The sequence below is a fragment of the Streptomyces griseorubiginosus genome, from assembly GCF_036345115.1.
Classification (GTDB): Bacteria; Actinomycetota; Actinomycetes; order Streptomycetales; family Streptomycetaceae; genus Streptomyces; species Streptomyces griseorubiginosus_C.
The window spans coordinates 8,107,041-8,131,959 of the sequence record NZ_CP107766.1 but is presented as its reverse complement, the minus strand read 5'-3'; the positions used below and the strand labels follow the sequence as shown (position 1 = coordinate 8,131,959).

General features: G+C 71.5%; 27 protein-coding genes. 10 read left to right on the top strand and 17 right to left on the bottom strand.

What is annotated here, in order from left to right:
- Positions 1–32: 32 nt before the first annotated feature.
- The 4 genes from OHN19_RS36740 to OHN19_RS36725 all read right to left on the bottom strand — a co-directional run bounded on the left by OHN19_RS36740 (position 33) and on the right by OHN19_RS36725 (position 2,914).
- On the bottom strand, positions 33–797 hold the full coding sequence (locus OHN19_RS36740; RefSeq protein WP_330268311.1) for an SDR family oxidoreductase: 765 nt from the start codon (positions 795–797) through the stop codon (positions 33–35).
- A gap of 12 nt (positions 798–809) precedes the next feature.
- Positions 810–1,571, bottom strand: a complete 762-nt coding sequence (fabG, locus tag OHN19_RS36735; protein WP_330268310.1) for a 3-oxoacyl-ACP reductase FabG — start codon at positions 1,569–1,571, stop codon at positions 810–812.
- 132 nt (positions 1,572–1,703) lie between these two features.
- A complete protein-coding gene (locus OHN19_RS36730) occupies positions 1,704–2,153 on the bottom strand; it encodes a DUF3037 domain-containing protein (RefSeq protein WP_330268309.1) in 450 nt (149 codons plus the stop codon).
- Entirely contained in the window at positions 2,150–2,914 is a 765-nt protein-coding gene (locus OHN19_RS36725; RefSeq protein WP_330268308.1) for a HipA family kinase, read from the bottom strand. Before OHN19_RS36725 ends, OHN19_RS36730 begins: the two co-directional genes overlap by 4 nt.
- A gap of 155 nt (positions 2,915–3,069) precedes the next feature.
- On the opposite strand from OHN19_RS36725, the gene OHN19_RS36720 reads away from it, so the two are divergent.
- The gene (locus OHN19_RS36720; RefSeq protein WP_330268307.1) at positions 3,070–3,558 is read left to right on the top strand and encodes a Rieske (2Fe-2S) protein; all 489 of its coding nucleotides are present in this window, start codon (positions 3,070–3,072) and stop codon (positions 3,556–3,558) included.
- On the opposite strand, the gene OHN19_RS36715 is transcribed toward OHN19_RS36720, so the two are convergent.
- On the bottom strand, positions 3,545–4,201 hold the full coding sequence (locus OHN19_RS36715) for a cysteine hydrolase (protein ID WP_330268306.1): 657 nt from the start codon (positions 4,199–4,201) through the stop codon (positions 3,545–3,547). The two genes, OHN19_RS36720 and OHN19_RS36715, sit on opposite strands and share 14 nt — an antisense overlap.
- Before the next feature lie 135 nt (positions 4,202–4,336).
- Between OHN19_RS36715 and OHN19_RS36710 the strand changes: the two genes are divergently transcribed.
- Positions 4,337–4,804 (top strand): pyridoxamine 5'-phosphate oxidase family protein, encoded by a 468-nt coding sequence (locus tag OHN19_RS36710; RefSeq protein WP_330268305.1) that lies wholly within the window; start codon positions 4,337–4,339, stop codon positions 4,802–4,804.
- Between the two features lie 72 nt (positions 4,805–4,876).
- Here the strand turns inward: OHN19_RS36710 and OHN19_RS36705 are convergent, their stop codons facing one another.
- Together OHN19_RS36705 and OHN19_RS36700 are read right to left on the bottom strand one after the other, a co-directional pair.
- Entirely contained in the window at positions 4,877–5,779 is a 903-nt protein-coding gene (locus OHN19_RS36705) for a LysR family transcriptional regulator (protein ID WP_330268304.1), read from the bottom strand.
- Between the two features lie 5 nt (positions 5,780–5,784).
- Entirely contained in the window at positions 5,785–7,134 is a 1,350-nt protein-coding gene (locus OHN19_RS36700; protein WP_330268303.1) for an aminotransferase class I/II-fold pyridoxal phosphate-dependent enzyme, read from the bottom strand.
- A 35-nt stretch (positions 7,135–7,169) separates the two neighbouring features.
- Between OHN19_RS36700 and OHN19_RS36695 the strand changes: the two genes are divergently transcribed.
- Positions 7,170–7,853: a pyridoxamine 5'-phosphate oxidase family protein gene (locus OHN19_RS36695; RefSeq protein ID WP_330268302.1), complete on the top strand. Its 684-nt coding sequence runs from the start codon at positions 7,170–7,172 to the stop codon at positions 7,851–7,853.
- Positions 7,853–8,485 carry an FMN-binding negative transcriptional regulator gene (locus OHN19_RS36690; RefSeq protein ID WP_330268301.1) on the top strand — a complete coding sequence of 211 codons (633 nt, stop codon included), beginning with the start codon at positions 7,853–7,855 and terminating at the stop codon, positions 8,483–8,485. Before OHN19_RS36695 ends, OHN19_RS36690 begins: the two co-directional genes overlap by 1 nt.
- A 38-nt stretch (positions 8,486–8,523) precedes the next feature.
- Here the strand turns inward: OHN19_RS36690 and OHN19_RS36685 are convergent, their stop codons facing one another.
- The 3 genes from OHN19_RS36685 to OHN19_RS36675 form a co-directional block, all read right to left on the bottom strand.
- Positions 8,524–9,462 (bottom strand): DMT family transporter, encoded by a 939-nt coding sequence (locus OHN19_RS36685; protein WP_330268300.1) that lies wholly within the window; start codon positions 9,460–9,462, stop codon positions 8,524–8,526.
- 191 nt (positions 9,463–9,653) lie between these two features.
- Positions 9,654–10,652: a DMT family transporter gene (locus OHN19_RS36680; protein ID WP_330268299.1), complete on the bottom strand. Its 999-nt coding sequence runs from the start codon at positions 10,650–10,652 to the stop codon at positions 9,654–9,656.
- Between the two features lie 77 nt (positions 10,653–10,729).
- Complete coding sequence (locus OHN19_RS36675) at positions 10,730–11,332, bottom strand: Clp protease N-terminal domain-containing protein (RefSeq protein ID WP_330268298.1); 603 nt, start codon at positions 11,330–11,332, stop codon at positions 10,730–10,732.
- 198 nt (positions 11,333–11,530) lie between these two features.
- On the opposite strand from OHN19_RS36675, the gene OHN19_RS36670 reads away from it, so the two are divergent.
- Together OHN19_RS36670 and OHN19_RS36665 are read left to right on the top strand one after the other, a co-directional pair.
- A complete protein-coding gene (locus OHN19_RS36670; RefSeq protein ID WP_330269865.1) occupies positions 11,531–11,719 on the top strand; it encodes a hypothetical protein in 189 nt (62 codons plus the stop codon).
- Positions 11,720–11,817: 98 nt separating this feature from the next.
- The gene (locus OHN19_RS36665) at positions 11,818–12,246 is read left to right on the top strand and encodes an SRPBCC family protein (protein WP_330268297.1); all 429 of its coding nucleotides are present in this window, start codon (positions 11,818–11,820) and stop codon (positions 12,244–12,246) included.
- A gap of 78 nt (positions 12,247–12,324) precedes the next feature.
- On the opposite strand, the gene OHN19_RS36660 is transcribed toward OHN19_RS36665, so the two are convergent.
- A complete protein-coding gene (locus OHN19_RS36660; RefSeq protein WP_028810074.1) occupies positions 12,325–12,954 on the bottom strand; it encodes a PadR family transcriptional regulator in 630 nt (209 codons plus the stop codon).
- A 160-nt stretch (positions 12,955–13,114) separates the two neighbouring features.
- Here OHN19_RS36660 and OHN19_RS36655 point away from each other — a divergent pair, with 160 nt between their 5' ends.
- Positions 13,115–14,011: an aminoglycoside phosphotransferase family protein gene (locus tag OHN19_RS36655; protein WP_330268296.1), complete on the top strand. Its 897-nt coding sequence runs from the start codon at positions 13,115–13,117 to the stop codon at positions 14,009–14,011.
- Between the two features lie 12 nt (positions 14,012–14,023).
- Here OHN19_RS36655 and OHN19_RS36650 read toward each other — a convergent pair whose 3' ends face one another.
- The 4 genes from OHN19_RS36650 to OHN19_RS36635 all read right to left on the bottom strand — a co-directional run bounded on the left by OHN19_RS36650 (position 14,024) and on the right by OHN19_RS36635 (position 18,225).
- Positions 14,024–14,989, bottom strand: a complete 966-nt coding sequence (locus tag OHN19_RS36650; RefSeq protein WP_330268295.1) for a DUF1152 domain-containing protein — start codon at positions 14,987–14,989, stop codon at positions 14,024–14,026.
- Between the two features lie 124 nt (positions 14,990–15,113).
- A complete protein-coding gene (locus OHN19_RS36645; RefSeq protein WP_330268294.1) occupies positions 15,114–16,010 on the bottom strand; it encodes an alpha/beta hydrolase in 897 nt (298 codons plus the stop codon).
- 82 nt (positions 16,011–16,092) lie between these two features.
- Positions 16,093–16,995 (bottom strand): RNA polymerase sigma-70 factor, encoded by a 903-nt coding sequence (locus tag OHN19_RS36640; RefSeq protein ID WP_330268293.1) that lies wholly within the window; start codon positions 16,993–16,995, stop codon positions 16,093–16,095.
- A gap of 30 nt (positions 16,996–17,025) precedes the next feature.
- Positions 17,026–18,225 carry an NAD(P)/FAD-dependent oxidoreductase gene (locus tag OHN19_RS36635; RefSeq protein ID WP_330268292.1) on the bottom strand — a complete coding sequence of 400 codons (1,200 nt, stop codon included), beginning with the start codon at positions 18,223–18,225 and terminating at the stop codon, positions 17,026–17,028.
- Positions 18,226–18,412: 187 nt separating this feature from the next.
- On the opposite strand from OHN19_RS36635, the gene OHN19_RS36630 reads away from it, so the two are divergent.
- Positions 18,413–19,225, top strand: coding sequence for a PhzF family phenazine biosynthesis protein (locus OHN19_RS36630; protein WP_330268291.1), 813 nt, complete (start codon positions 18,413–18,415; stop codon positions 19,223–19,225).
- A 5-nt stretch (positions 19,226–19,230) separates the two neighbouring features.
- Here OHN19_RS36630 and OHN19_RS36625 read toward each other — a convergent pair whose 3' ends face one another.
- Positions 19,231–20,031 (bottom strand): CPBP family intramembrane glutamic endopeptidase, encoded by an 801-nt coding sequence (locus OHN19_RS36625; RefSeq protein WP_330268290.1) that lies wholly within the window; start codon positions 20,029–20,031, stop codon positions 19,231–19,233.
- Between the two features lie 189 nt (positions 20,032–20,220).
- Between OHN19_RS36625 and OHN19_RS36620 the strand changes: the two genes are divergently transcribed.
- Entirely contained in the window at positions 20,221–22,005 is a 1,785-nt protein-coding gene (locus tag OHN19_RS36620) for a substrate-binding and VWA domain-containing protein (RefSeq protein WP_330268289.1), read from the top strand.
- A gap of 39 nt (positions 22,006–22,044) precedes the next feature.
- On the opposite strand, the gene OHN19_RS36615 is transcribed toward OHN19_RS36620, so the two are convergent.
- Positions 22,045–23,562 (bottom strand): glutamate--cysteine ligase, encoded by a 1,518-nt coding sequence (locus OHN19_RS36615; protein ID WP_330268288.1) that lies wholly within the window; start codon positions 23,560–23,562, stop codon positions 22,045–22,047.
- Between the two features lie 526 nt (positions 23,563–24,088).
- Here OHN19_RS36615 and OHN19_RS36610 point away from each other — a divergent pair.
- Positions 24,089–24,655 (top strand): hypothetical protein, encoded by a 567-nt coding sequence (locus OHN19_RS36610; protein WP_330268287.1) that lies wholly within the window; start codon positions 24,089–24,091, stop codon positions 24,653–24,655.
- The last annotated feature ends 264 nt before the right edge of the window (positions 24,656–24,919 follow it).

Genomic DNA, 24,919 nt, shown 5'->3' with positions numbered 1-24,919 from the left:
ACGCCCGTGCCGAGGTGACGAGGTGACGAGGATCAGCCCACGCCGGCGTTGAGGAAGATGCCGCCGTCGACGACGAGCGTCTGACCAGTGACCCAGTCGGACTGCGCCGAGGTGAGGAAGGCCGCGGCACCGCCGATGTCGGAGGGCACCCCGAGCCGCGCCAGCGGGTAGGACGCGGCGGCCTCGGCCTCGCGGCCCTCGTACAGGGCGGAGGCGAACTTGGTCTTCACGACGGCCGGGGCGATCGCGTTGACCCGCACCTTGGGCGCGAACTCGTGCGCGAGCTGCTGGGTGAGGTTGATCAGCGCGGCCTTGCTGACGCCGTACGCGGCGATGAAGGGCGAGGGCGCGATGCCCGCGACGGAGGCGATGTTGACGATCGCGCCGCCGTTGTCCTTCTGCCAGGCGTGCCAGGTCTTCTGCGCGAAGCCGAGCGCGGAGATCACGTTGGTCTCGAAGACCTTGCGGGCCACATTGAGGTCGAGGTCGGCGATCGGCCCGAACACCGGGTTGGTCCCGGCGTTGTTGACCAGGAAGTCGACCCGGCCGAACGCCTCCATGGCGCGCTCGACGGCGACGGCCTGGTGCGCCTCGTCGTGCGCCTTGCCCGCGACACCGACGGCCCGGTCGGAGCCGAGCTGTTCGACGGCCTCCTTGAGGGCGTCCTCGTTGCGGCCGGTGATGACCACCCGGTCGCCGCGCGCGACGAGCGCCTCGGCGACGCCGTAACCGATACCGCGGCTGGCGCCCGTGATGAGCGCGACCTTGCCCGAGAGCTCGGGGAGTTGCGAAGTCATGGTTCCGTTTCCCTAGTCGAGCGGTCCGCCGGCGACGTACAGCACCTGGCCGGATACGAACCCGGCCGCCTCGCCCGTGAAGAAGGCGATGGCGTTGGCGATGTCGTCGGGCTCGCCCACGCGCGCGACCGGGATCTGGGTGGCGGCGGCGGCCTTGAACTCCTCGAAGCCCATGCCCACGCGCTCGGCGGTCGCGGCGGTCATGTCGGTGGCGATGAAGCCGGGGGCGACGGCATTGGCGGTGATGCCGAACTTGCCGAGCTCGATGGCGAGGGTCTTGGTGAAGCCCTGGAGACCGGCCTTGGCGGCGGAGTAGTTGGCCTGGCCGCGGTTGCCGAGCGCCGACGAGGAGGACAGGTTGACCACGCGGCCGAAGCCGGCGTCGACCATGTGCTTCTGGACGGCCTTGGTCATCAGGAAGGAGCCGCGCAGGTGGACGTTCAGGACGGTGTCCCAGTCCGAGACGCTCATCTTGAACAGCAGGTTGTCGCGGAGCACGCCCGCGTTGTTGACGAGGATCGTCGGCGCGCCGAGCTCCTCGACCACGCGCGCGACGGCCGCCTCGACCTGGGCCTCGTCGGAGACGTCGGCGCCGACGGCGATCGCCCGGCCACCGGCCGCGGTGATCTTCTCCACGGTGTCCTTGCAGGCGGCCTCGTCGAGGTCGATCACGGCGACCGCGCGACCCTCGGCCGCCAGTCGTACGGCGGTGGCGGCGCCGATGCCGCGCGCGGCACCGGTGACGACGGCTACCCGCTGCTCAGTGGTGGACATTGCTGATTCTCCTCGCCCTTGAGAACGTTCGGCCCGACCCGGTCGGTGAGCGACCGCTTAGTACCTTCGGCAGACGTGACGCTAGAAGCCCTGGCACGCGGTGTCAACGTCCCACGGGACCGGTGTGATCCATTACCTCACCAGCAGGTCGAGGAGGCGGTCCGCCTCGGCCGCCGGATCCAGGGTGAGTCCGGTGTGCACGGGGCCGGGCTGGACGATCGTGGAGCGGGGTGCGACGAGCCACCGGAAGCGGCGTCCGGCGTCGTCGCGCGCTGCCGGTCCGGCGTCCTCCCGGCCCGCACAGACCGCCTCGACGGCCCGCAGCGCGGCCCGGACCCCGGCCACGTCGGCGTCCGGGTCGAGCGCCCGCAGCCGCTCCTCGTCGAGGTGGGTGCGCACGCCGACGTAGGCCTTGGCGCGGCAGTACACGAGCACGCCGGCGTTGATGCACTCGCCGCGCTCGATCCGGGGGACGACCCGCAGCAGGACGTACTCGAAGACGTCCCGTTCACTGGTCCGCCCGCCCCTGATGACGTGGCGTTCGACCACGCTGCCGGCCATGTGGATGTGCCGCTCGGTCACTTGTCCCCCTCGATTCCCGTGATGCGTTCGTGGACCGCGGCGGCCCGCAGGAGCAGTGGCCGGGCGTAGGCCCTTCTGAGCTCGTCCGGGGTGTCGAAGCCGGGCTCGTCCGCCAGCCACGCGTCCGGGATCTCGGCGGTGACCTCGGCGAGCAGCTCCTCGGTGACCTGGGAGGCCAGTGCGGCGGCGGCCGCGGCGACATCCGGCGCGAAGGGCTTCAGGACGTGGTCCGAGGCGTCGTAGGGACGGGCGGCGGACTTCTCGGCGCCGGGCCAGTTGTGCTGCCAGATCATGGTCGCGCCGTGGTCGATGAGCCACACCTCGCCCCGCCACCACAGCAGGTTGGGGTTGCGCCAGGAGCGGTCGACGTTGTTGACCAGGGCGTCGAACCAGAGGATCCGGCCGGCCTCCTCGGGGCCGACCGGGAAGGCCAGCGGGTCGAAGCCGAGGGCGCCGGAGAGGAAGTCCATGCCGAGGTTGGTGCCACCGCTGGACCTCAGCAGTTCCTGCACGCGCTCGTCGGGTTCGCCGAGTCCCAGGTCGGGGTCGAGGTCGAGGGTCAGCAGCCGCGGCACCCGGAAGCCGAGCCGCCGCGCGAGCTCACCGGCCACCACTTCGGCGACCAGCGTCTTACGGCCCTGGCCCGCGCCGGTGAACTTGATGACGTACGTCCCGTGGTCGTCGGCCTCGACGAGACCCGGCAGCGAGCCGCCCTCCCGCAGGGGCGTGATGAAGCGGGTCGCGATGGCTTCCTTGAGCATCGCCCCAGGTTACTGGCCGACAGCGAAGCGAGAGCTCTGGCTTATGGGCGTCTGATCTCGAACACGTTTAGATCTCGACATCGTCTGAACAGGGGACGGCGACCGGCCGTACCACTGGACAGTTCCATGAATTCCGCACTGGAAGGACGTTCAGCATGACCAGCGAACTGCCTCAATCCGTTCCGGCACCTGCCCGCCGTACCGTCGTGGCGGCGGTGGGCGCGGCGGGGCTCGCCGTCGCGCTGACCGCCTGCGGATCGGACAGCGACTCCTCGGACTCGTCCACCAGCCAGGCCGACCAGAACGCGGGCAGCGGCGGGGCCGGCTCCGACAGCGGCGCCTCGTCCGGCTCCGGGGGCACCGCCCTGGCGAAGACCAGTGACATCCCCGAGGGCGGTGGCACGATCTTCAAGGACAAGGGGGTGGTGGTCACCCAGCCGACGGCGGGCACCTTCAAGGCCTTCTCGTCCAAGTGCACCCACCAGGGCTGCGCGGTGGGCAGCGTGGCCAAGGGCGTCATCGTCTGCCCCTGTCACAACAGTGAGTTCTCGGTCGAGGACGGCAGCGTCAAGAAGGGGCCCGCGACCCAGCCGCTGCCCGCCGCGCAGATCACCGTGAGCGGGGACTCGATCACGCTGGCCTGACCCGCGTGCGCCGGTGCCGGCCGAGTCCGCCCAGCACCTCGTCGGTGGTCGCGACCGTGGCGACCAGGGCGAGGGTGTGGCGGATCATCACGGGGGTGTAGTCGGAGGGCACCCCCGCGATGGCGTCGCCCGGCACGACCACCGTGTAACCGCGGTTCACGGCGTCGAAGACGGCGTTCGGCACGGCCACGTTGGCGGACACCCCGGTCACCACCAGGGTGCGGCACCCGAGGTTGCGCAGCAGGGCGTCGACCTCGGTGCCCTGGATCGGCGACAGCCCGTGCAGCCGCCGTACGACGAAGTCCTCCTCGCCGACCTCGATCGGGGCCGCCACCCGCACCGCGGTGGTCCCGGACAGCTGCTGGACGGGCAGACGTTCGGCGGCGCGGAAGAGGCGGGCGTTGCGGTTCGCGCCGCGCCCGTCCGGGCGGCGTTCGGCGATCGCGTGGATCACCTGCACCCCGCTCTCGTGGGCGGCGGCGACGAGCCGGGCGATGTTGGCGAGCGCGCCCGACTTCCTTGCCTCGTGGGCGAGTTCGGGCAGCGCGCTGTCCGGTCCGACGACGCCCTGCTGACACTCGACGGTGAGCAGGACGGTGCTCTCGGGAGCGAGGAGCTCGCTGAGTTGTTCGTACGACGGCACGGTTCCCCCTAGTCACGGGTGGCCGGAGCCGGTGACAGTAGCCACCATTGCGTGGGGACGGAAGACGACCCATCCTTTTCTGACGTGATGTCAGAGGATCTCCTCTGACACGACGTGAGAGAAAGAGGGGGATCCATGACCGTCACTCAGCGCCGGGGCCGGAAGATCATGATGACACCGGGCGAGCTGGACGAGTTCCTCACCAGCCAGCGCACCTGCCGGGTCGCCACGGTCTCCGCCGACGGTGCCCCGCACGTGAGCACTCTGTGGTTCGCCTGGGACGGCACCTCGATGTGGCTGTACTCCGTCGTGCGCAGCAAGCGCTGGACGGATCTGCGGCGCGATCCGCGGGTGGCGATCGTGGTCGACACGGGTGAGGAGTACGACGAGCTCCAGGGCGTCGAGCTGTCCGGGACCGTGGAGTTCGTGGGCGAGGCCCCGCGCACCGGCGAGCTGTGCGCCGAACTCGACGTCCCCGAGACGCTGTTCGCCCGCAAGAACTTCCGCCTGGAGGAGATGCCGCACGACGGGCGGCACGCGTGGATACGGCTGACCCCGGAGAAGATCGTGTCCTGGGACTTCCGCAAGCTGGGGTCCGTGTAGCTCGCACGGCCGCCCGCCCGCCAAGGGCTGCCGCGCTCAAGCAACTTGCCGCGCTCAACCGGGCGGCCCCGCTCAAACAGCGTGCCGCCCGGCCGACTTCAGCGCCTCGACCGCCGCCCGGATCGACGGGCGGCGGTCGGCGTCCGTACGCCACACCGCGTAGACGTGCCGGCTGACCGACTGCCGCACCGGCACGGTCCGCACCCCGTCCGGGACCGGGCCGCGGCCGAGCCGGGGTGCCACGCACACGCCGAGTCCCGCGCCGACCAGGGCGAGTTGGGTCGCGTGCTCCTCCGCGCGGTGCGCGACGCGCGGTTCGATGCCCTTGGCGCGCAGGGTGTGCATCAGCCACTCGTGACAGAACTCGTTCTCGCCCCAGGTGACCCAGTCGTCGTCGGCGAAGTCCTCCAGGTCGACCTCGGCGCGGTGCGCGTGGCGGTGGGTCGCGGGCATCGCCACGTCGGCGGTGTCGTCGACGATCGACGCCTTCATCAGTCCGTCCGGCACGGGCAGCGGCTTGTTGTACCAGTCCAGGACGACCGCGAGGTCGTAGCCGCCGCGGAGGACCGCCAGCATCGCGGGTTCGGGCTCCGTCTCGCGCGAGCTGATCCGCAGTCCCGGATGCGTCGAGCGCAGGGCGGCCAGCGCGGCGGGGAACAGGCCGCGCGCGGCCGTCGGGAACGCGGCGAGCCGCAACTCCCCTACCACCTGGCCGCGTTGGGCCTCCAGTTCGGACTGGGCGAGTTCGACCTGGGACAGGATGCGGGCCGCGTGCTCGGCCAGCAGGCGGCCCGCGTCGGTGAGCCGCACGCCCCGGCCGTTCTTGGCGAGGAGTCGCTGGCCGACCTCACGCTCCAGCTTGGACAGCTGCTGCGAGACCGCCGACGTCGTGATGTGCAGCCCCTCGGCGGCACCGCTGACCGAGCCGAGCCGGGCCAGCGCGTCGAGGGTGCGAAGCCGCTCCAGGTTCAGCATGCGGGTCACCTCTCCACGCGGGGGTGCGAGCGGATATGCGCGGGCGCCGGGCCCACGGCCCTGGCGACGGCGTCCGCCAAGGGGGCAACCTCATCGGCCTTCAGGCTCGCGACCGTCACCCGGATTCCCTGGGGCGCCCCCATCCTGAAGCGGGCTCCCGGGGCGACCGCCCAGCCGGCGTGCAGGAGCCGGGCCACCGCGCCGGTCTCGTCCGGGACCGGAATCCAGACGTTCAGTCCGCTGCGGCCGTGGGCCTCGACGCCGTGGGCCGCCAGTGCTCCGATCAACCGGTCCCTGCGTTCGCGGTAGGCCGCCGCGACTTTCGCCGTGTCCAGCACACCGTCCGCCCACAGGTTCGCCACGGCCCGCTGGGTGATCCGGCTGACCCAGCCGGGGCCGAGGCGGTGCCGGCCGTGGACGCGGTCGACGGTGGTCTCGTCGCCGGTGAGGACGGCCAGCCGCAGGTCGGGGCCGTAGGCCTTGGCCGCCGAGCGGACGAAGGCCCAGTGCCGGGTGACACCGGCGAGGGGGTGCAGCGGGAGGTCGACGATGCCGTGGCCGTGGTCGTCCTCGATCAGGAGGGTGTCCGGGTGGTCCGCGAGGACCGCGCGCAGGGCACGCGCGCGTGCGGCGGTCACCGAGGCGCCGGTCGGGTTCTGGGCGCGGTCCGTCACGATCAGGGCCCGGGCGCCCGACTCCAGGGCTCGGCGCACGTCCTCGGCGTGCGGGCCGTCGTCGTCGACGCCCACTGGGGCGATGCGCAGGCCGAGGGCCGGGATCAGGTCGAGGAGACTGCCCCAGCCGGGGTCCTCCACGGCAACCGTGTCGCCCGGTCTGAGGTGGGCGGCCAGGACGCGTTCGATGACGTCGAGGGACCCGGAGGCGACGGCGAGCGGACCGGCCGGGACACCGTCCGCGTCCAGTGCCGCGCGGGCGAGCCGCGCCAGCTCGGGGTCCACGGTCGCCTCCCCGTACAGGACCGGCTCCCGGTCGCCCTGTGCGGCGGCGGCCGCGAAGGCGGGGCCCAGCGGGGGCAGCAGCGCCGGGTCCGGGTTGCCGTTCGCCACGTCCCGCACGCCGTCCGGGACCTCCACGCGGATGTACTCGCGCCCCGTGGTCGCCGGCTTCGACCGCACCCGGCTGCCCCGGCGCCCGGCGGTCTCGATGACCCCGCGCTCGCGCAGGGTCCGGTACGCGGCCGCGACCGTGTTGGGATTCACGCCCAGTTCCAGGGCCAACTCCCGCATGGGCGGCAGCAGTTGACCGGGCTCCAGCTCGCCCGCACCCACCGCGCCCTCGACGCTCGCCGCAATCTCCGCTGCGCGTCGGCCTGAGATCCGATATCCTCCTAGCACAAAGTAGATTATGCACTAGTGCAATGGAGAACGCAATGCAGGGGACCACCGCGACCACGCCGGAGCCGACCGCCTACGCGCCGACCGACCGCACCGTCCCGACGCGCTCCCCCGACCGGGCCTCGTACGACAGGGACCTGGTGCACTCGATACTCGACGAGGGCTACGTCTGCCACCTCGGCTTCGTCCGGGACGGCGCCCCGGTGGTGCTGCCCACGCTGTACGGCCGGGTCGGCGAGCGGCTCTACGTCCACGGCTCGACGGGTTCGCGCCCGCTGCGGATGACCGGCAAGGCGGACCCCGGGCTGCCGGTGTGCCTGACGGTCACGCATGTCGACGCGCTGATCCTGGCCCGCTCGGCCTTCCACCACTCGATCAACTACCGGTCGGTGGTGGTGCACGGACTCGCGTACGACGTCACCGACCCCGAGGAGAAGCGCCTCGCCCTCGACGCCCTGGTCGACCACGTCGTCCCGGGCCGCGCCCAGGACTCCCGCCCCGCCAACAAGAAGGAGCTGGCCGCCACCGCCGTCATCCGCCTCGACCTCGACGAGGTCTCCGCCAAGCTCCGCACCGGCGGGGTCAACGACGAGCCCGAGGACCTCGCCCTCCCCCACTGGGCCGGCGTCCTCCCGCTGCACAAGGCCTACGGCACCCCCGTCGCCGACCCCGAGCTCGCCCCGGGCACCGAGGTTCCCGACTACCTGACGGCCCTGTGATGCTGATCCACCCCTGGGACGCCCCCCGCTCGGACGCCGAGTGGCAACAGTGGCTCGCCGTCCACGACTTCGGCCAGCTGGCCGTCAACGGGCGTTCCGGCGAGCCCCCGTTCGTCCAGCCGCTCCACTTCTTCTACGACCCCGAGCGCGGCGAGGCCCTGACCCACCTGGCGCGCCCCAACCCGCTGTGGGGCGCCCTGGAGGCGAACCCGGAGGTCCTGCTGAGCGTGGTCGACGACTACGCCTACGTCCCCGGCCCCTGGCAGGCCGACCCGGGAGTCCCCTCCACCCACGGCACACCCACGAGCTTCTACGCGGCCGTCCAACTCCGTTGCCGGGCCCATGTGGTGGACGACCCTGGCGAGAAGGCCGCGCTGCTGAACCTCCAGGTCGGCCACTTCCAGCCGGAGGGCGGCTCCGCTCCGGTGGCGGTCGGCGAGGTGCCGTACGGCCGGATGCTGTCGGGCATCCGCGGACTGCGGCTCGAAGTGACCGCTGTGCGGGCGAAGTTCAAGTACGCCGGCAAGCGGACCGCGGAGGTGCGGGACCGGATCGCGCAGGCGCTGGCGGACCGGGACGGCCCGGGGGACGCGGCGGCGCGCGGGCATCTGCTGCGGCGGCAGGACTCCTGACCGAGGGGGCCCTTCACCGAGAAGGGCCCCCTCGCCTGTCAGGCGGGCACGCGCGCCTCCGTCACCGCGAGCCCCGCGACCGCGCCCAGCATCAGCAGGGTGCCGAGGAGGACGGCCGGGGTGAGGCGCTCACCGAACAGCACGACGGCCAGGACCGCCGCGCTCACCGGTTCGAGCAGCATGATCACGGAGACGGTGGTGGAGCGGACGACCGCGGCGGCCGCGAAGTAGAGGCCGTACGCGAGGGCCGTCGGGACGATCGCCAGGTAGGCCAACAGGCTGATGAACAGGGCGGGTTGAGCGGTGTGCGGCAGCAGGCCCTCGGCCGCCGCGAACGGCAGCAGACAGACGCTGGTGACCGCGAACACCCCGATGGACGTGCCGCTGGAGTCGGCCTTGGCGGCGCGCGTGATCAGGGTCATCACACAGCATCCGGCCGCCGAGAGCAGCCCGAGGAACACGCCCAGTGGCCGTACGGCCGCCCCCGGGCCACCGAGCGTCAGCACCCCGAGTCCGGCGAGCGCGCCGGCGACGGCGACGGCTCCGCTCCGGCCGAGCCGCTCCCCCAGCACCAGTCGTGCGCCGAGTGCGATGAGGACGGGGCCCGCGCCGAGGGTGACGACGGTGGCCACGGCCAGCCCGGTGGACCGTACGGCGGCGAAGTAGGCGGTCTGGAACACCGCGAGCCCGAGGCCCGTGGCACCGACGCGCAGTGCCCGGTGGAGGAGGGGCTCCGAGACGGCCGTACGCGTGGATGGCCTTGTGGGGCGGACGGCGTCGCGTGAGCGTGCGAGGCGGACGGTGAGCAGCACCGCCAGGCCGGTCGCGCAGCGCCAGAAGGACAGGGCCGCCGGGCCCAGGTCAGTGGTGCGGTAGACGAGGGAGGCGACCGCTCCCGCGGTGCCCCAGGTGGTACCGGCGACGATCAGGTAGACGAGGCCTCGCCCGATGGGCAGGCCTGAGGAAGCATGCGACACGTGTTCTCTCCGCAGATGCGCCGAGGCGCGGAAGTTCGGAAGAGGACGCCCGCTCGGTGGCGGGGTCCGCGGACTTCGTCTGCGGGCAGCACCGTCACGCCCGGCGGTCTGCCGGGCGTGGACTCCGGAGGGCCCGCCTCAGGCGGCCGGCGGAGGGGTGACGAGCAGCGGCGTGTGCATGGTCCTGGAGCCTAGGCGGCGTTCTGCCGGGCGGACAACCGACTTTCGGCGCCGCCGGTGGCGACCGGCTCCACGGAGCCCTTGGCCGGGGTCGAGGACTGCGCGATGAAGGCGCCGAGGAGCACGACCGCACCGCCCACGATCTGCGGTGCCGAGAGGTGTTCGCCGAGCAGCACCCACGCGAGGACGGTCGCGACGACCGCTTCGAGGCAGGCCACGACCCCGGCTATCGCCGGGGAGAGCCTGCGCACCGAGACCACGCCGGTGACGTACGCGACGACGGTGGCCACGAGCACGGTCCAGCCGAGCAGCAGTCCGGCCGCGACCGGGGTGCCGTTCATGTCGGCGTGGTGCGTGAGGAGGGAGAAGTCCATGGTCCACGGGCGGGCGACGACGGTCAGGACGACGGTGCCGACGAGCAGTCCGTACGCGATCACGCCGAGCGGGTCGGGGGCCCGTTCACCGCTGTCGCTGCCCTGGTCGGACAGGACGAAGTAGCAGACCTGGCAGCAGGCGGCGCCGAGCGCGAGGAGCAGTCCGAGGGCGTCGAAGCTCAGCCCCGACCAGACCTCGACGACGCAGGCGAGACCGCCGACCGCGAGGACCACGCCGAGTGCGGCGGCACGCGTGACCGGCCGCCGCTGCACGAACCGCACCCAGCCGAGCACCAGGGCGGGCGCGAGGTACTCGACGAGCAGGGCGACACCGACGGGGATGCGGGAGATAGAGGCGAAGTAGAAGGCCTGGACACCGGCCACCCCCAGCAGGCCGAACCCGGCGAGCAGGGCGGGCCGGCTGCGCAGCAGCGCGCGGTGGCGCACGGCGAGCGGCAGCATCACGAGGGCGGCGCCGGCCACCCGCAGCCACACCACGTGGAGCGGGTCGAGGCCCGCCTCGATCAACGGCTTGGCCGCGACCCCGGATCCACCGAAGGCGAGCGCGGACACCAGCGCGAGACCGAGTCCCGTGCCCCTGCCGTCACCGGCCCTGCTGCTCTCAGAGGTATGCACCGACCCATGATGACAGGGGACGACATGAGCGTCACCCCCGTTGACTCCTGTCTCATCGGCTGGACCGTGGGACTCCTCTAGCGATCCCTTCGCCACGGGTGGCCCCACAGGCCTCCCGGCAGCAGGTCGTCGAGCCGTGCCCGCACGTCCCCGGCGTCGATTCCGGCGCGGGCCAGCACCTCCACGGCCCGGGACTCGGGGTTCACCAGGATCGCCGTGAGCAGGTCGACTCCACGGGCCGGACCGCCGTCACGATGCCCGGCACGGACCTGGGCGTACCGCATCGCCTCGGCGGCGAGCGGCGAGTAGCCCTCGTCCGCGGCCGGGGCGGAGTCAGCGCCGAGGTCCCCGGCCGCGGGCACGACGGGAACGGCTCCGGAGTCCTCGACGGTGCCCTGCCAGCGCAGTCCGTAGCCGATGCTGCGCTGCACGAGGTAGCCGAGCAGCCGGGGCAGTTGCGGCTCACCCTCGAAGACGGCGTAGGCCTCCGGGTCGGCGTCCAGCAGGGAGTGCAGCAAATGGGCCGTGTCGATCTGCCGGTCCCCGTCCCGGAGCGCGCGCCTGCGGGCGCCGGACACGACCGCCGCCAGTTCCGCGCTGAGCCTGGCATCGTTGTCCGGAGCGACCTGCGGCGGGCGGCCCTGGTCGCGGGCCGACTGCCGGGGGATACGGGGGTGCACATCCCCCACCTCATCAGCTCCACCGCGGCGAGTCATCCCCGAGGGGAAGCATCTTCGCGTCCCACGCAGTGCGGACCCCGGGGGCGGGAATCTCCTCCTTACGGAGGAGATCAGGCCGTTCCGCCCCGGTGGGCGCGCGCCGCCTTGCCGCGCGCCCCTCGCGCAACCGCGGTACGACGGCATTCGTCCCACACAGGCGTGGAGAGCGGGAGCTGGCTGGTGGCCCTGCCGGCCGTGGACGGCAAGCAGTACGTGTACCGGGTGTACGCCCCGGAGGACGCGCGGCTCGCGGACCTGTTCTGGGATGCCTGGCACTGCCACGACGAGAGCGCGTTCCCGCGCGCGTGGGACCTGTTCGACGCGGCGACGATACGGCCGGTCTGCTGAGCCGCGTCCACATTTTCTGACGGTTCATCAGTATTGAATGTTGCGATGCCTGCGGCTACTTTCCGCGACACCACAGCCCGACACGAAGAGGTGGCCGCATGGCGGAAATCAGCGCGGATGCACGCGTCCAGGCACCCGCGGAGAGGGTCTGGGCCCAGCTCACGGACTGGTCCTCGTACGGGGAGTGGAATGCGACCCACACCAGCTTCCCCAAGGGCGGCCCGGCGGTGCTGGAAGTGGGCGCGACCTTCCAGGAGAACATGAAGCTGATGGGCTTCCCGGCCGAGGTCGAGTGGACCGTGGACCAGGTGGAGCCGGCCCGGCTGTTCGCCATCCGGGGCAAGGGTCCGATGGCGGTGAGCGTGGCCACGCGCTACACCCTGACCCCCGACGGCGACGCCACCGACGTCCGCATCGACGGCGAGTTCACCGGCGCCGCCGTGTCCCTGATGGCGGGCAAGCTCAAGGACTCGGGCACGGCCGCGCTGAACGAGTCCCTGCGGAAGCTGGCCGGACTGGTGGAGTGAGCGGGCCGTGAGCCGGCCGCACGCGTAGGGCGCCCCGCGGATTGCTCCACGGGGCGCCCTTTCACGGCCGTACGACCGTCAGTCCTCGTCGGCGAGGATGAGGTACAGCTTCTTGCGGGCCTCGTTGATGACGGCCACCGCCTTGTCGCGCTGTTCCTTGTTGCCGGTCTTCCAGACCTGGCCGAAGGCCTCCATCAGGCCGAAGCCGGCCTGGCGGATCTCACCGAGCGCCTCGAAGTCGATGCCGCGGGAGGCCTCCTCCCAGGGCGCGTCGGGGCCCTCGTCGGCCGCGGTACGGCCGGCCTCGGTGAGGGAGAACAGCTTCTTGCCGCCCTCGCTCTCACTGGCGATCAGCCCCTCGTCCTCCAGCAGCTGGAGGGTGGGGTACACCGAGCCGGGGCTGGGCTTCCACGCCCCGCCGCTGCGCTCGGCGATCTCCTGGATCATCTCGTAACCGTGCATGGGCCGGTCCTTCAGGAGGGCCAGGATCGATGCCCGCACGTCACCGCGCCGGGCCCGCCCCCGGGGTCCGCCCCTGCCCCTCGGCCCCCAGGGCCCGGGACCGAACCCGGGTCCACCGAACGGCCCGCCGGGACCACCCGGCCCACCGGGGCCGAACGGCCCGAAGGCACCACGCCGTCCCTCAAAGCCACCACGACCCTGACGACCGGCTCCACCATGTCCACGCTCGAATCCGTGGGAACGCATCGCAATCACTCCATTCCATCGTTGATCTGTCGCGATGCTTCAACGATATATCGGAACTGTTCGCATGACAAGGGCCGCCGGAAAACCCGGTCGATCCGGCTCCCGGCCGCATGAATACTGGCTGTCGTCTCAGCTGATCCGGTCCAGGGGGCTTCCGGGAATGACCATGCACGACGACCAGGTGGACGTGACCACCGACACCGTTGCGAGCCTGGTCGGGGAGCAGTTCCCTCAGTGGAGCGGCGAGGTGATCCGTCCCCTGCCGTCGACCGGGACGGTCCACGCCATCTTCCGTATCGGGAGCGGTCTCTCCGCACGTTTCCCGCTGCGCCTGGCCGACGCCGACGAGACGCTGGCGGTTCTGGAACGGGAGGCCCGGGCGAGCGCGGAGTTGGCGCGGGTCTCCCGGTTCCCCGTCCCGGAACCCGTCGCCCTGGGAAAGCCCGGGGCGGGTTACCCCATGCCGTGGGCGGTCCAGACATGGCTGCCGGGAACGGTCGCCACGGACGCCGACCCGAGCGGCTCGGACGCCTTTGCCGAGGACCTGGCGGCCTTCATCGCGGCCCTGCGGGGCGCCGGGACACAAGGGCGGCTGTTCAGCGGCGACAACCGCGGCGGCGTCATCGCCGACCACGACGCCTGGATGGCGAAGTGCTTCGAGGAGAGCGAAGGGCTGCTCGACGTGCCGCGGCTGCGCCGGCTGTGGGGGCGCTTCCGTGAGCTGCCCCGCACGAGTGCCGACGTGATGAGCCACGGCGACCTGATCCCCGGCAACGTGCTGGTCACGGGAGACCGGCTCAGCGGTGTGCTCGACACCGGCGGCTTCGGCCCGGCCGACCCCGCACTGGACCTGGTCAGCGCCTGGCATCTGCTTCAGCCGGGCCCGCGGGACGTGCTCCGGCGGGCCTTGGCCTGCGACGACCTGGAGTGGGAGCGCGGCAAGGCATGGGCGTTCGAGCAGGCGATGGGCCTTGTCTGGTACTACGTCGAGAGCAACCCGGCGATGAGCCGCTTGGGGCGCCGGACGCTCGACCGCATTCTTGAGTCGACGGAGTGACGTGACCCCGGCTCAGTGCGGGAAGGCCCGCGGCGGGCGCTGCCGGGGCAGCGTGGCGCGGAACTCCTCGATCACAGAACTCACCTGCCGCATCAGCGCGGTCCGTTCCAGCAGACCGAGGTAGAGGTTGCGCCGGGCCAGTCCCGGCAGGTCCACACAGAAGTACAGCGCCATCAGCGGGTTGACGAACAACTCGCCGCCCTTGGTCCGTTCCGTGAAGCGGACGTCGCCGAAGTCACCGCGCACGGCGGCGGCGACGGATCCGTTCACGATGCTCGGGTGGCTGGCGGTGTGGCGCTGGGCGTGTGCCACCGCGTCGAGGTAGAGGGCGCCCTCCCGCGTGGCCCCGAGCAGCGAGAACGCGCCGAGATAGGCACCGTCCCGGTCCAGCGCGGCCAGGTTCTCCAGTACGAGCGAGTGGTTCACGCCGTGATAGGCGTCCACACCGAAGCCGAGGCAGGCCACCAGCCGGTGCGGGACCTCGTCGAGCCCGTTCACGGCGGCCAGGCTCGCCATGTCCTCCTCGGGGGTGCCGAGACCGTGTTCGTCACCGCGCATCAGGATGTCGGTCCCGCCGTCCACCAGCACGACCGCGTCGACACCGCCGAGATGCGTGATCAACGTCCGGTAGGCCGCCCGCAGCGGACCGACCCCGACACTCGGGAACGCGTACACGGTCGACGGCAGATCCTGCTCCGCGAGCCACCGGGCGAGGGTCCGTTCGGGAAAGTAGTCGCCGCGCAGTGGAGTGTCGGGCCCTACGGCCGCGACGTCCTGGTCCACCCACACATCGAGGTCCAGGCCGTACAGATCGGCGAAGGACAGATTGGCGAGGTAGACCTCCTTGCCCGCGGACCGCAAGGCGAGTGCCAGCGGCAGCCCGGCGTACACGTCGAAACCACCGCCCGCACCGGCGACAAGCACCCGCCGCGCATCGCGCAGGCGCGTGAAGAACGCGGGCTCCCCCAGAGAGATCACCGCACGACGCTAGCAGGAGAGCGAGCGGGTACCGGGGCGATGGCGTCGCCTGGGGCGCGGCCAGATGCAGACGAGCACACGGGCCACCGCCTCCGCCGTCCCCCGGCAGCCGCCTCGCCTCCCCTCAGTCGCTCAACGCCTCCCGCAAGCTGCTCGCCATCAGGTCGATCGCCGCCTTTCCCGTCGGCACCGGCCCCGTGTGGGTGAAGTAGTGGTCGACACCCTCGAAGACGCGGTGGGTGACCGGGACCCCCGCGGCCTCCAGGGCCTTGGCGTAGGCGTCGCCCTCGTCGCGCAGGCGGTCGTTCTCCGCCGTGATGACCAGCGCGGGCGGGAGCCCGGCGAGGTCGTCGGCGAGCGCGGGCGAGACCAGGGGGTGGGCACGGTCCGCGGGGTCCGGGACATAGGCCGCAGTGAAGATCCGCATGAGCTGGGGAGTCAGCAGCGGCTTGGCGACGAGGGACCGCTTGGTGGCCGGGTCCGCCTGCTGGTCCAGCGGGGCCGAGTCGATGATCTGGAGGCGCGGCGTGAAGGTGCCGCGCTCCCTGGCCAGCCGGCACACCGCGGCGGTCAGGTTGGCACCGGCGCTGTGCCCGCCGACGGCGAGGCGCGAGCCGTCCCAGCCCCCCACGGCGCCGTTCTCGGCGACCCACGCGGTGACGTCGTAGGCCTGGGTGACGGGTGCCGGATACGGCCGCTGCGGCGCGACGGCGTAGTCGACGTTGATCACGACACAGCCGGCCGTGGCCGCGATGTAGCGGCAGATGTGATCGTCCTGCTCGGCACGGGCCACCACGAACCCGCCCCCGTGGAAGTTGACGTACACGGGGGCGGGAGTGTCGGAGGTGCCGGCCGTCGGGCGGTAGACGGCGCAGGTCACCGGACCGGCGCCGGTCTCCACCCGCAGGGTCTCGGTGTGCGCCGGGATGTCGGTGAAGCGCAGGTCCTGGTGGACACGGGACATGACCCGGCTCAGCAGGAGCTGGATCCCTCTGGCCTGGATTCGGGAGCTGAACGGCATGGCTTGGCACCCATCGCTGCAAGGTTAAAATAACAGGTTTCCTGATGATGGATGCCGCACCGCGATCGCGCAATGGGCAGCGTCACTCCACCGTCGGCGCCGGCCCCAGGGTCAGCGGGGTCTCCGCCCCCACCCGCGTCAGCTTCTCCGGGTTGCGGACGTAGTACATGCCGCTGATCCGCCCGTCCTCGACCCGTACCGCGAGGACGCCGTCCATCTCGCCGTTGACGTGCAGCACGAGAGCCGGGCTGCCGTTGACCACGGTCGGCTCGCAGGTGAAGGTGACGGTGAACTTGGCGATGCCGCCGAAGATGAAGCGCGCGACCTTGTCGGCGGTGAGGACCGGTCGCATCGCCGCCTGCTTGATGCCGCCGCCGTCGCTGACCAGGACGACATCGGGCGCGAGCACGTCGAGCAGCCCTTGCAGGTCCCCGGTCTCCAGCGCCAGCCGGAACGACTCCACCGCCGCGCGGGTCTCGCTCGCGGAGGCCGTTCTGCGCGGCCGTCGGGCGTCGACGTGCCGGCGGGCGCGGTGCGCGATCTGGCGCACCGCGTCGGGACTCTTCTCCACGGCGGCCGCGATCTCGTCGTAGTCGACGTCGAACACCTCGCGCAGCACGAACACCGCGCGCTCCGTCGGTGACAGCGTCTCCAGGACGCACATCAACGCCATCGAGAGACTCTCGGAGAGTTCCACGTCCTCGGCCACGTCCGGCGCGGTGACCAGCGGCTCGGGCAGCCACTGGCCGACGTACGCCTCCTTGCGGCGCGTCAGGGAGCGCAGCCGGTTGAGGGCCTGCCGGGTGGTGATGCGGACCAGGTAGGCGCGCGGGTCCTGCACCCGCTCCAGGTCCACCTTGACCCACCGCAGCCAGGTCTCCTGCAGGACGTCCTCCGCGTCGGCGGCCGAGCCGAGCATCTCGTAGGCGACGGTGAAGAGCAGGTTGCGGTGGGCGACGAACGTGTCGGTGGCGTGATCAGTCATGATCCGGTCCCTCCCCCGATCGTGGGCGGATTAGGCAACCTGTTCGACGTCGGCCGGGGCCTGGTTCCCGGCACGCCGGGCCGCCAGCAGTTCCTGCCGCTTGGGGCCGCCCGAGACCTGGTGCAGACGGTACGAACCGGGCTTGCCCGCCTCGCCCGCGAGGTGCTTGACGATCCCCTGGCACACGAACTCCTTGACCCGCGCGCCCGGGCGGCCGCCGATGTGGAAGCCCACCGCGACGTCGTTGCGGCGCGCGAACTGGAAGATCCCGGCACTGCGGCCGAGGCTGATGCACTGACCGGCGAACGCCTCGTTGAGGGGCGCCGGCTGCTCCCCCGCGATCCGGCTGAGCACGGTGTCGGCGGCCCGCGCGCCCAGCGGGATCGCGGCCTGGCAGCTCATGCGCAGCGGCTGGCCCGAGGGCGCCGCCGAGTCGCCGGCCGCGACGATGCGGTCGTCGTCCACGCTGGTCAGGGTCTCGTCCGTGAGCAGCCGGCCCAGTGCGTCGGTGGTCAGCCCGCTGCGCACGGCCAGGTCGGGCACGCCGAAGCCGACGGTCCACACGGTCAGCGCGCTGGGGATCGTACGGCCGTCGGAGAGCCGTACGGCATCGCCGGTCACGGCCGCCACGCGGACCCCTTCGAGCACGGTCACCCCGAGACCGGCCAGTCGCCCCGCGACCGAGCGACGGCCCTTGGGGTGCAGGTACGGACCGAGCACCCCGCCGCAGACCAGGGTCACGGCGTGGCCCTGCTCCGCCAGTTCGGCAGCGGTCTCGATGCCGGTCGGACCGGCCCCGACGATCGTCACCGGGGCGGCGGCGGACACCTCCTCGACGAGCGGCCGCAGCCGCTGGGCGTCCTCCAGGGTGGCGATCGGGTGGGCGAACTCGGCCGCTCCGGGCACGCTCGGGTCGGCGCTGCCGCTGCCCACCGCGTAGACCAGGTAGTCGTATCCGAGCGTGCCGCCGCTCGCCAGCGCGACCTCGCGCCCGTCGGCGTCGATCCGGGACACGGTGTCGACGACCAGTCGGACCCCCTCGGCCAGGACCTTCCGGTACTCGACGACCGCCGGGTGCGTCCCGCCCACCAGCTGGTGCAGCCGGATCCGCTCGACGAAGGTCGGGCGCGGGTTGATGAGGGTCACCGTCACGTCGTCGCGCCGGGTCAGCCGGTTGGCCGCCATGACGCCCGCGTAGCCGCCGCCGATCACGAGGATCTCGGTGTTCATGGTGTCTCCTTCGTCCGTCATACCGGGCCGTCTCAGCGGCCGTCCCAAGGGGTTCGACCTCAAGACACCGGGCGGCGGACCACCGTGACACCATGTGAGTCAGATCACTCCATCGGCCGCGAGAATCGGTCCAGCGGCACTGGATTGGCCTTGTTCCCCAGGCCAATCCGCCCTCTACCGTCGCCCCATGCGCATTCGAATCGTCGACGCCTTCACCGACCGTCCCTTCGCCGGCAACCCGGCCGGGGTGCTGCTCCTGGACGACGCCTTCCCCGGCGACGAACGGCTGCAGAACATCGCCCTGGAGGTCAACCACGCCGAGACGGCCTTCGCCCACCGGCTTCCCGGGGGCGGCGAGGCCGACTGGGCGCTGCGCTGGTTCACGCCCGCCACCGAGGTGAACATGTGCGGTCACGCGACCCTCGCCACGGCCCACGTCCTGCACACCACCGGCGCCCACGAGGGCCCGGTGCGGTTCGCCACCCGCAGCGGGGTCCTCACGGCCACACCGGACGAGGACGGCTCGATCACCCTGGACTTCCCGACGGCCCCGCTCACCCCGGTCACGCTTCCCGAGGGGGTCGCCGGGGCGCTGGGCGCCGAGCCGCTCAGCGCCTTCGACACCGGCCCGAACATCGGCGACCTGCTGCTCGAACTCGCCGACGAGAAGACCGTCCACGCCCTGCGCCCCGACCTCAAGGCCCTGGCCGCCTACTCGGAGCGCGGCGTCATCGCCACCGCTCGCGCCGAGAACCCCGAGCTCGGCTACGACTTCGTCTCCCGCTGCTTCTTCCCGAACGTCGGCATCGACGAGGACCCGGTCACCGGCAGCGCCCACACCGCCCTGGCCCCTCATTGGTCCGAGCGCCTCGGCCGTACGACTCTCACCGGCCTCCAGGCCTCACGCCGCTCCGGCCGGGTGCGCACGCACCTGCGCGGCGAGCGCACCCTGCTGACGGGCCGCGCGGTCACGGTCATCGAGGCCGAACTGCTCACCTGAGGGGATCACGCGGTGGGCAGCCAGCCGACCTTCCCCGCGAGCAGCGCGTACCCCACGAACGCCCCGATGTCGAGCAGGGAATGCGCCACCACCAGAGGACCCACGCGCCCCCACCGCCGGTACAGGTAGACGAACACCACGCCCATCACCATGTTGCCGATGAAGCCGCCGATGCCCTGGTAGAGGTGGTAGCTGCCGCGCAGCACGGAACTGGCCACCAGCGCCGTGCCCGGGGTCCAGCCCAGTTGGCCGAGCCGGCGGAGGAGGTACCCGACGACGATCACCTCTTCGAGGATCGCGTTCTGCATCGCCGAGAGGATCAGCACCGGGTACTTCCACCACACGTCGGGCAGTGCCTCGGGCACCACGGTGAGGTTGAAGCCGAGACCGCGCGCGGCCAGGTAGAAGGCGATCCCGGTGCTGCCGATCACGGCCGCGATCCCGGCCCCGCGCAGGAGGTCCGGCCCCGGCCGGGTGCGGTCGAAGCCGAGGGTCCTGAGGCTCTCGCCCTCACGCAGCAGGAGGTGCGCGACCAGCAGGACGGGCACCAGGGCCGAGGCGATCCCGAAGAGCTGCCAGGCGAGATCCAGCCATGGACGGCCGGGCGCGGCCGAGGCGTTGAGGGTCGCCGCCTGGTCCTTGAGACCCCCCGGTTTGGTGACCGATCCGACAAAACTGATCAGCGCGGACACACCGCTCGCACCGAGCGAAAGCCCCAGAACGAGCAGCGTCTCGTCACGGAAGAACTTCCGTGAGAGCGCCTTCTGCGGAAAAGAATCGGCCACTGCCCCTTCCTCCGCCTGCACACCTGCCTCCAGTTGAGTAATCCAGCCTCATCCCCATCGCCGCCCCGCTAGGGTCCTTCGAAAGAAGTTACGAAGATCGTGCGCAAGGCCGTTGGGGGGACGGACGCCGTACGGGGCGTACCTCCCCCTCTACCTGCCGTACACGGCCGTGCCGGCACGGAGAGAGCGACAGGGGAGGGCACCACCGCCATGGGACGTCACAGCTTGCCCGATCAGTATGGGGCGGGCGGCAGCGACCCCCGTCCCCGCGCGCGCCGCAGGACTGTGGCCATCGCGACGGTGCTCGTCCTGACCGTCGCCGGCGGCACGGCCGCGGCCGTCCAGGGCGGTCTGCTCTCCTTCGGCTCCTCCTGCCGGGACGAGGCGGTACGGCTCGAGGTCGCCGCCTCCCCCGATGTGGCCCCGGCACTGCGCGCCGCCGCCGAGCGGGCCCACGACGAGAACCTCACCTCCGACGGGCGCTGCGTCGACATCACGGTGACCGCGCGCGAGTCGTACAAGGTCCGGGACACCCTCGCGGCCGGCAAGGACCCCGGCGTCCAGGTGTGGGTGCCGGACTCGGACGTGTGGGTCGAGCAGATCGACACGGACGGCGGCGCGACGGAGGTGGCCCGGGTCGGCAACGTGGCCTCCAGCCCGGTCGGGGTGGCCATGGTGCCGGCCGCCGCGCAGTCGCTGGGCTGGCCGAAGAAGACGTACGGCTGGCTGGAGCTGGCGGGTGCCACCCTCCAGGACGACTCCCTCAAGCTGGGTGCCGCCGATCCCGCCCGCAGCGCGACCGGGCTCCTCGCGCTCACTCAGCTCAGCGGCGCGGCCGGACGGGTCAAGGGCGGGGAGACCCAGGCCGCGGCGATGATGAAGTCGCTCTCGCAGCGCATCTCGGACAGCGACGGACAGGTCGTGGAGACCCTCCCGCGGGACGCCTCCGGCACCGAGCAGGGCAACCCGAAGCGCAATCAGGCGCTGGTCCTGTCCGAACAGGCGGCCTTCGCGCACAACTCCTCGGCGGACTCCGCGGACGATCTGCGTCTCTTCTACCCGAAGGACGGTTCACCGCGGCTCGACTACCCCTACGCCCTCGTCGACGAGACCCGGCTGTCCACGGACGAGAGCCGGGCGGCGATCCGGTTCATGACGTATCTGCGCAAGCCCGAGCAGGAACAGCTGCTGACGGACCTGGGGTTCAGGACGTCCGACGACCAGGTGTCGGCCTCCCTGGTCGCGAAGGCCGGCGGCAAGGTGCCGCAGCCGTACACGGCCGCGGCCGGTGAGCCCGCCTCGGCGGCGGCGCTCCAGGAGGCCCTCGGCACCTGGACGATCACCGTGCAGAGCGCGCGGATCACCACGGTCGTGGACGCGTCATCGTCCATGTCGGAGACGGTTCCGGGCACCGGCCGCTCCCGGATGGACGTCACCAAGGAGTCCCTGCTCCAGGCCCTCGCGACCTTCACCCAGGAGGACGAGATCGGCCTGTGGGAGTTCTCCACCAAGCTCGACGGCGACAAGGACTACAAGGTCCTGGTGCCGACGGAACGCCTGGGCGACAGCGGGGGCGGAAGCGGAGCCGCCACCCAGCGCGAGCGGCTCTCGGCGGCGTTCGGCGGCCTCCAGCCGGTGGCAGGCGGGGCGACCGGGTTGTACGACACCACGCTCGCCGCGTACCGGGCGGCCACCTCTTCCTACGCGCAGGGCAAGTTCAACGCGCTGGTGGTCCTGACGGACGGTGTGAACCAGGACCCGGGCAGCATCTCGCGCGGAAAGCTGATCTCCGAACTCGAGAGGCTCTCCGACCCCGAACGCCCGGTCCCCCTCATCGTCATCGCGGTGGGCCCCGACGCCGACCGTGCCGAGGCCCAGCAACTGGCCGAGGCCACCCGCGGCTCGGGCCAGCAGGTCAACGACCCGTCCCAGATCCACACGGTGATCCTGAAGGCGATCGTGGCGGCGGGGGCGCAGGGCAGCAGCGGCGGCTGACCCTGGCACCGACTTCTCCCGGTCCCGCCTTCCTGACCGTCACCCCATCGGCACCGGCTCCGGCAACCCCACCGGCCACGTGTGCACCGGCTCGCCCAGATGCATCAGCTCCCCGTACCGCCGGGTCGTGGCGGCGAGCGCCGCGTCCCGGGAGAGCCCCGCCTCCAGGGCCCGGTGGAAGGTCGCCGCCTGCCAGGACGCCCCGTTGGCCCGCCGCCGGCACCGCTCCTCGATCACCCCGAGATACAGGTCCCGGTCGGCGGGCTCGACGCCCCACCCCGCGAGCCCCGTCTCGGCCAGCGGCAGCAGTTCGTCGCGTACGAGGCTCACCGCGTCGACCTCCACGGTGCCGCCGTACCGCCCGCGCCGGGGCCAGGTCATCCGCGCGTCGATCCCGTACCGGCACGCGGCGTCGAAGTTGGCCGCGGCCGCCTCGAACGGCATCCGGGTCCACACCGGCTTCGACTCCTCGGCGAGGGCGCGGACGAGGCCGTAGTAGAAGGCCGCGTTGGCGACGACGTCCGTGACGGTGGGCCCGGCCGGCAGCACACGGTTCTCCACCCGCAGGTGCGGGACCCCGTCGGCGATCCCGTACACGGGCCGGTTCCAGCGGTACACCGTGCCGTTGTGCAGGACGAGTTCGGCGAGCGAGGGCACCCCGCCCGCGTCGAGGACCTCCAGCGGGTCCTCCTCGTCGCAGATCGGCAGCAGCGCCGGGAAGTAGCGCAGGTTCTCCTCGAAGAGGTCGTACGCCGAGGAGATCCACCGCTCCCCGAACCAGGTCCGCGGCCGCACCCCCTGCGCCTGGAGCTCCGGCGGACGCGTGTCCGTGGACTGCTGGAAGAGCGGCGGCCGGGACTCGCACCACAGCTCACGGCCGAACAGGAAGGGCGAGTTGGCGCCCACGGCTATCTGCACGCCGGCCACCGCCTGGGCGGCGTTCCACACGTCCGCGAAGCGGCCCGGTGTGACCTGGAGGTGCAGCTGGACCGAGGTGCAGGCGGCCTCCGGGGCGATGGACTTCGAGGTGCAGGTGAGGCGTTCCACCCCGTCGATGTCCAGGACGAAGTCCTCACCGCGCGCGGCCACGATCTGGTCGTTGAGCAGCGTGTAACGGTCGACGTCGGAAAGGTTGGAGGAGACCAGGTCGTCCCGGTCGAGGGTCGGCAGAATGCCGATCATCACGATTCCCGCGTCGAGCTCGCCGGCTTTACGGTCGGCGTATGCCAGCGAGGTCCGGAGTTCCTCCGCGAGCCGATCGAATACCCGCCCGCCCAACTTGTGTGGGGCTATGTTGACTTCCAGATTGAACATGGCGAGTTCTGTTTGGAAATCTCGGCTTGCGATGCGTTCGAGGACCTCCCCGTTCAGCATTCTCGGCATACCGTCCGCGCCGACCAGATTCAATTCGATCTCCAGCCCCATCAGGTTCCTGGGGCGATCGAACCGCTGCTCCGCCAGGAGCCGCTCCAGCCCCGTCAGGCACCTGCGGAGCTTGTCGCGGTAGTTCTGGCGATCGGACAGGTCGAACCGGCCTGCCACGACCTTCTCCCCCATCGGAGAGTCCCTCCTCGATGCGTCATGAGTCAGGTGGGATGATGCCCAGCCGGAACGATCGGTAACGTCCCCGCGGCGGCCCCGAGCCCGCTACCCTGTTGGATGTGACCGGTGGCACATTCACTCGGCATGAAGCGCTCAGCAGTTTCGAGTGCCCCGAAGAACTCGTGAAAAACGCCGACGAGAATTGGCCGACCGCTTCGAGAGCATTCCCCGAGGTCACCGCCGTGAAGTAGTCACGGTTTCGGGAGGATTCCCGCGTATCGCCGACCGAATGACTCCTTGCCCCGCGCGCAGGAAACGGCTAGACGAAACACCGTGTGAACATATGTCGTATAAACTCCGCGAACAAGGCAGAGGGTTGGCACCCGCGGTCCTGGATCCTGCCGTCAGGTGACGTACGGCAGTCCTCACCTGCCCCCGCGTCATCGGACCCCGGCCCCCGCCTCTCTGACCCCGTGAGCTGACAGCGCCGTCCGCCCCCGCCCTCGCGCCATCGTGCCTGTCGAATGAGAGGCGACCCACCATGCCGCTGCATGTCCCCCCGGCTCCCGCGCCCGCACTTCGTTCCGTCCTCACCGCACTCGCCTCGCCCACCGCGGTCCGCGAGGCCCGGACCCCCTCCCTGCTGCGTGCCCAGGGACCCGTCACACCAGAGCTCCCGCTGCCCGTGCACGTACTGGACGGCACCGCCACCCGGCTGACCGGGTGGCGTTTCCTGATCCGCTGCGGTGAACGCTCGGTGGCGGCGGCGGAGACCATGCTGACCGCGGACGGCTGGGCGTTCTCGCACTTCTTCGAGGGCCCCTACATCCCGTCCACCGAACGCGCGCTGCGTCAGGCGGAGGTGATGCAGCAGCCCTACCAGCCGCGCCTGCTGTCGATCCCGGCCCTGTACATGCTCGCGCTGTGGCTGCACGGCGACTGCGCGGCGGACGCCGCCACGGGCCGCCTCGCCGCCACCGACCTGCTCGTCCCGCTCGCCCCGGCCCCGCCCGGTATCGCGGCTCACCGTCCGCACCGGGCCGCCGAACTCCTGCCGGTGCTCACTCACCGGCTGACCCCGGCTCCCCTGCTGAGCTCGCCGGCCTGAAGATCTCAGCCCGCCCCCTCGTACCCCGCCCCGAATTCCGGGTAGCGGGGTACGACTGCGTTTACGTACGTCATTGAGGTCACTATTTGCTCGTACGAGCACACAATTGCTCGGAAGAGCTGAACACGAGCCTGACTCCGGGTGGACTAGCCCTTTCCGGCCCCCTCGAACCACCCGAAGGGACAGTGCAGTTGGGATGAACCGTCCGGCCGGGTGACGCGTCTCCAACCTGTGAAGAAGTGGTGATGCGAAATACCTGCGGAT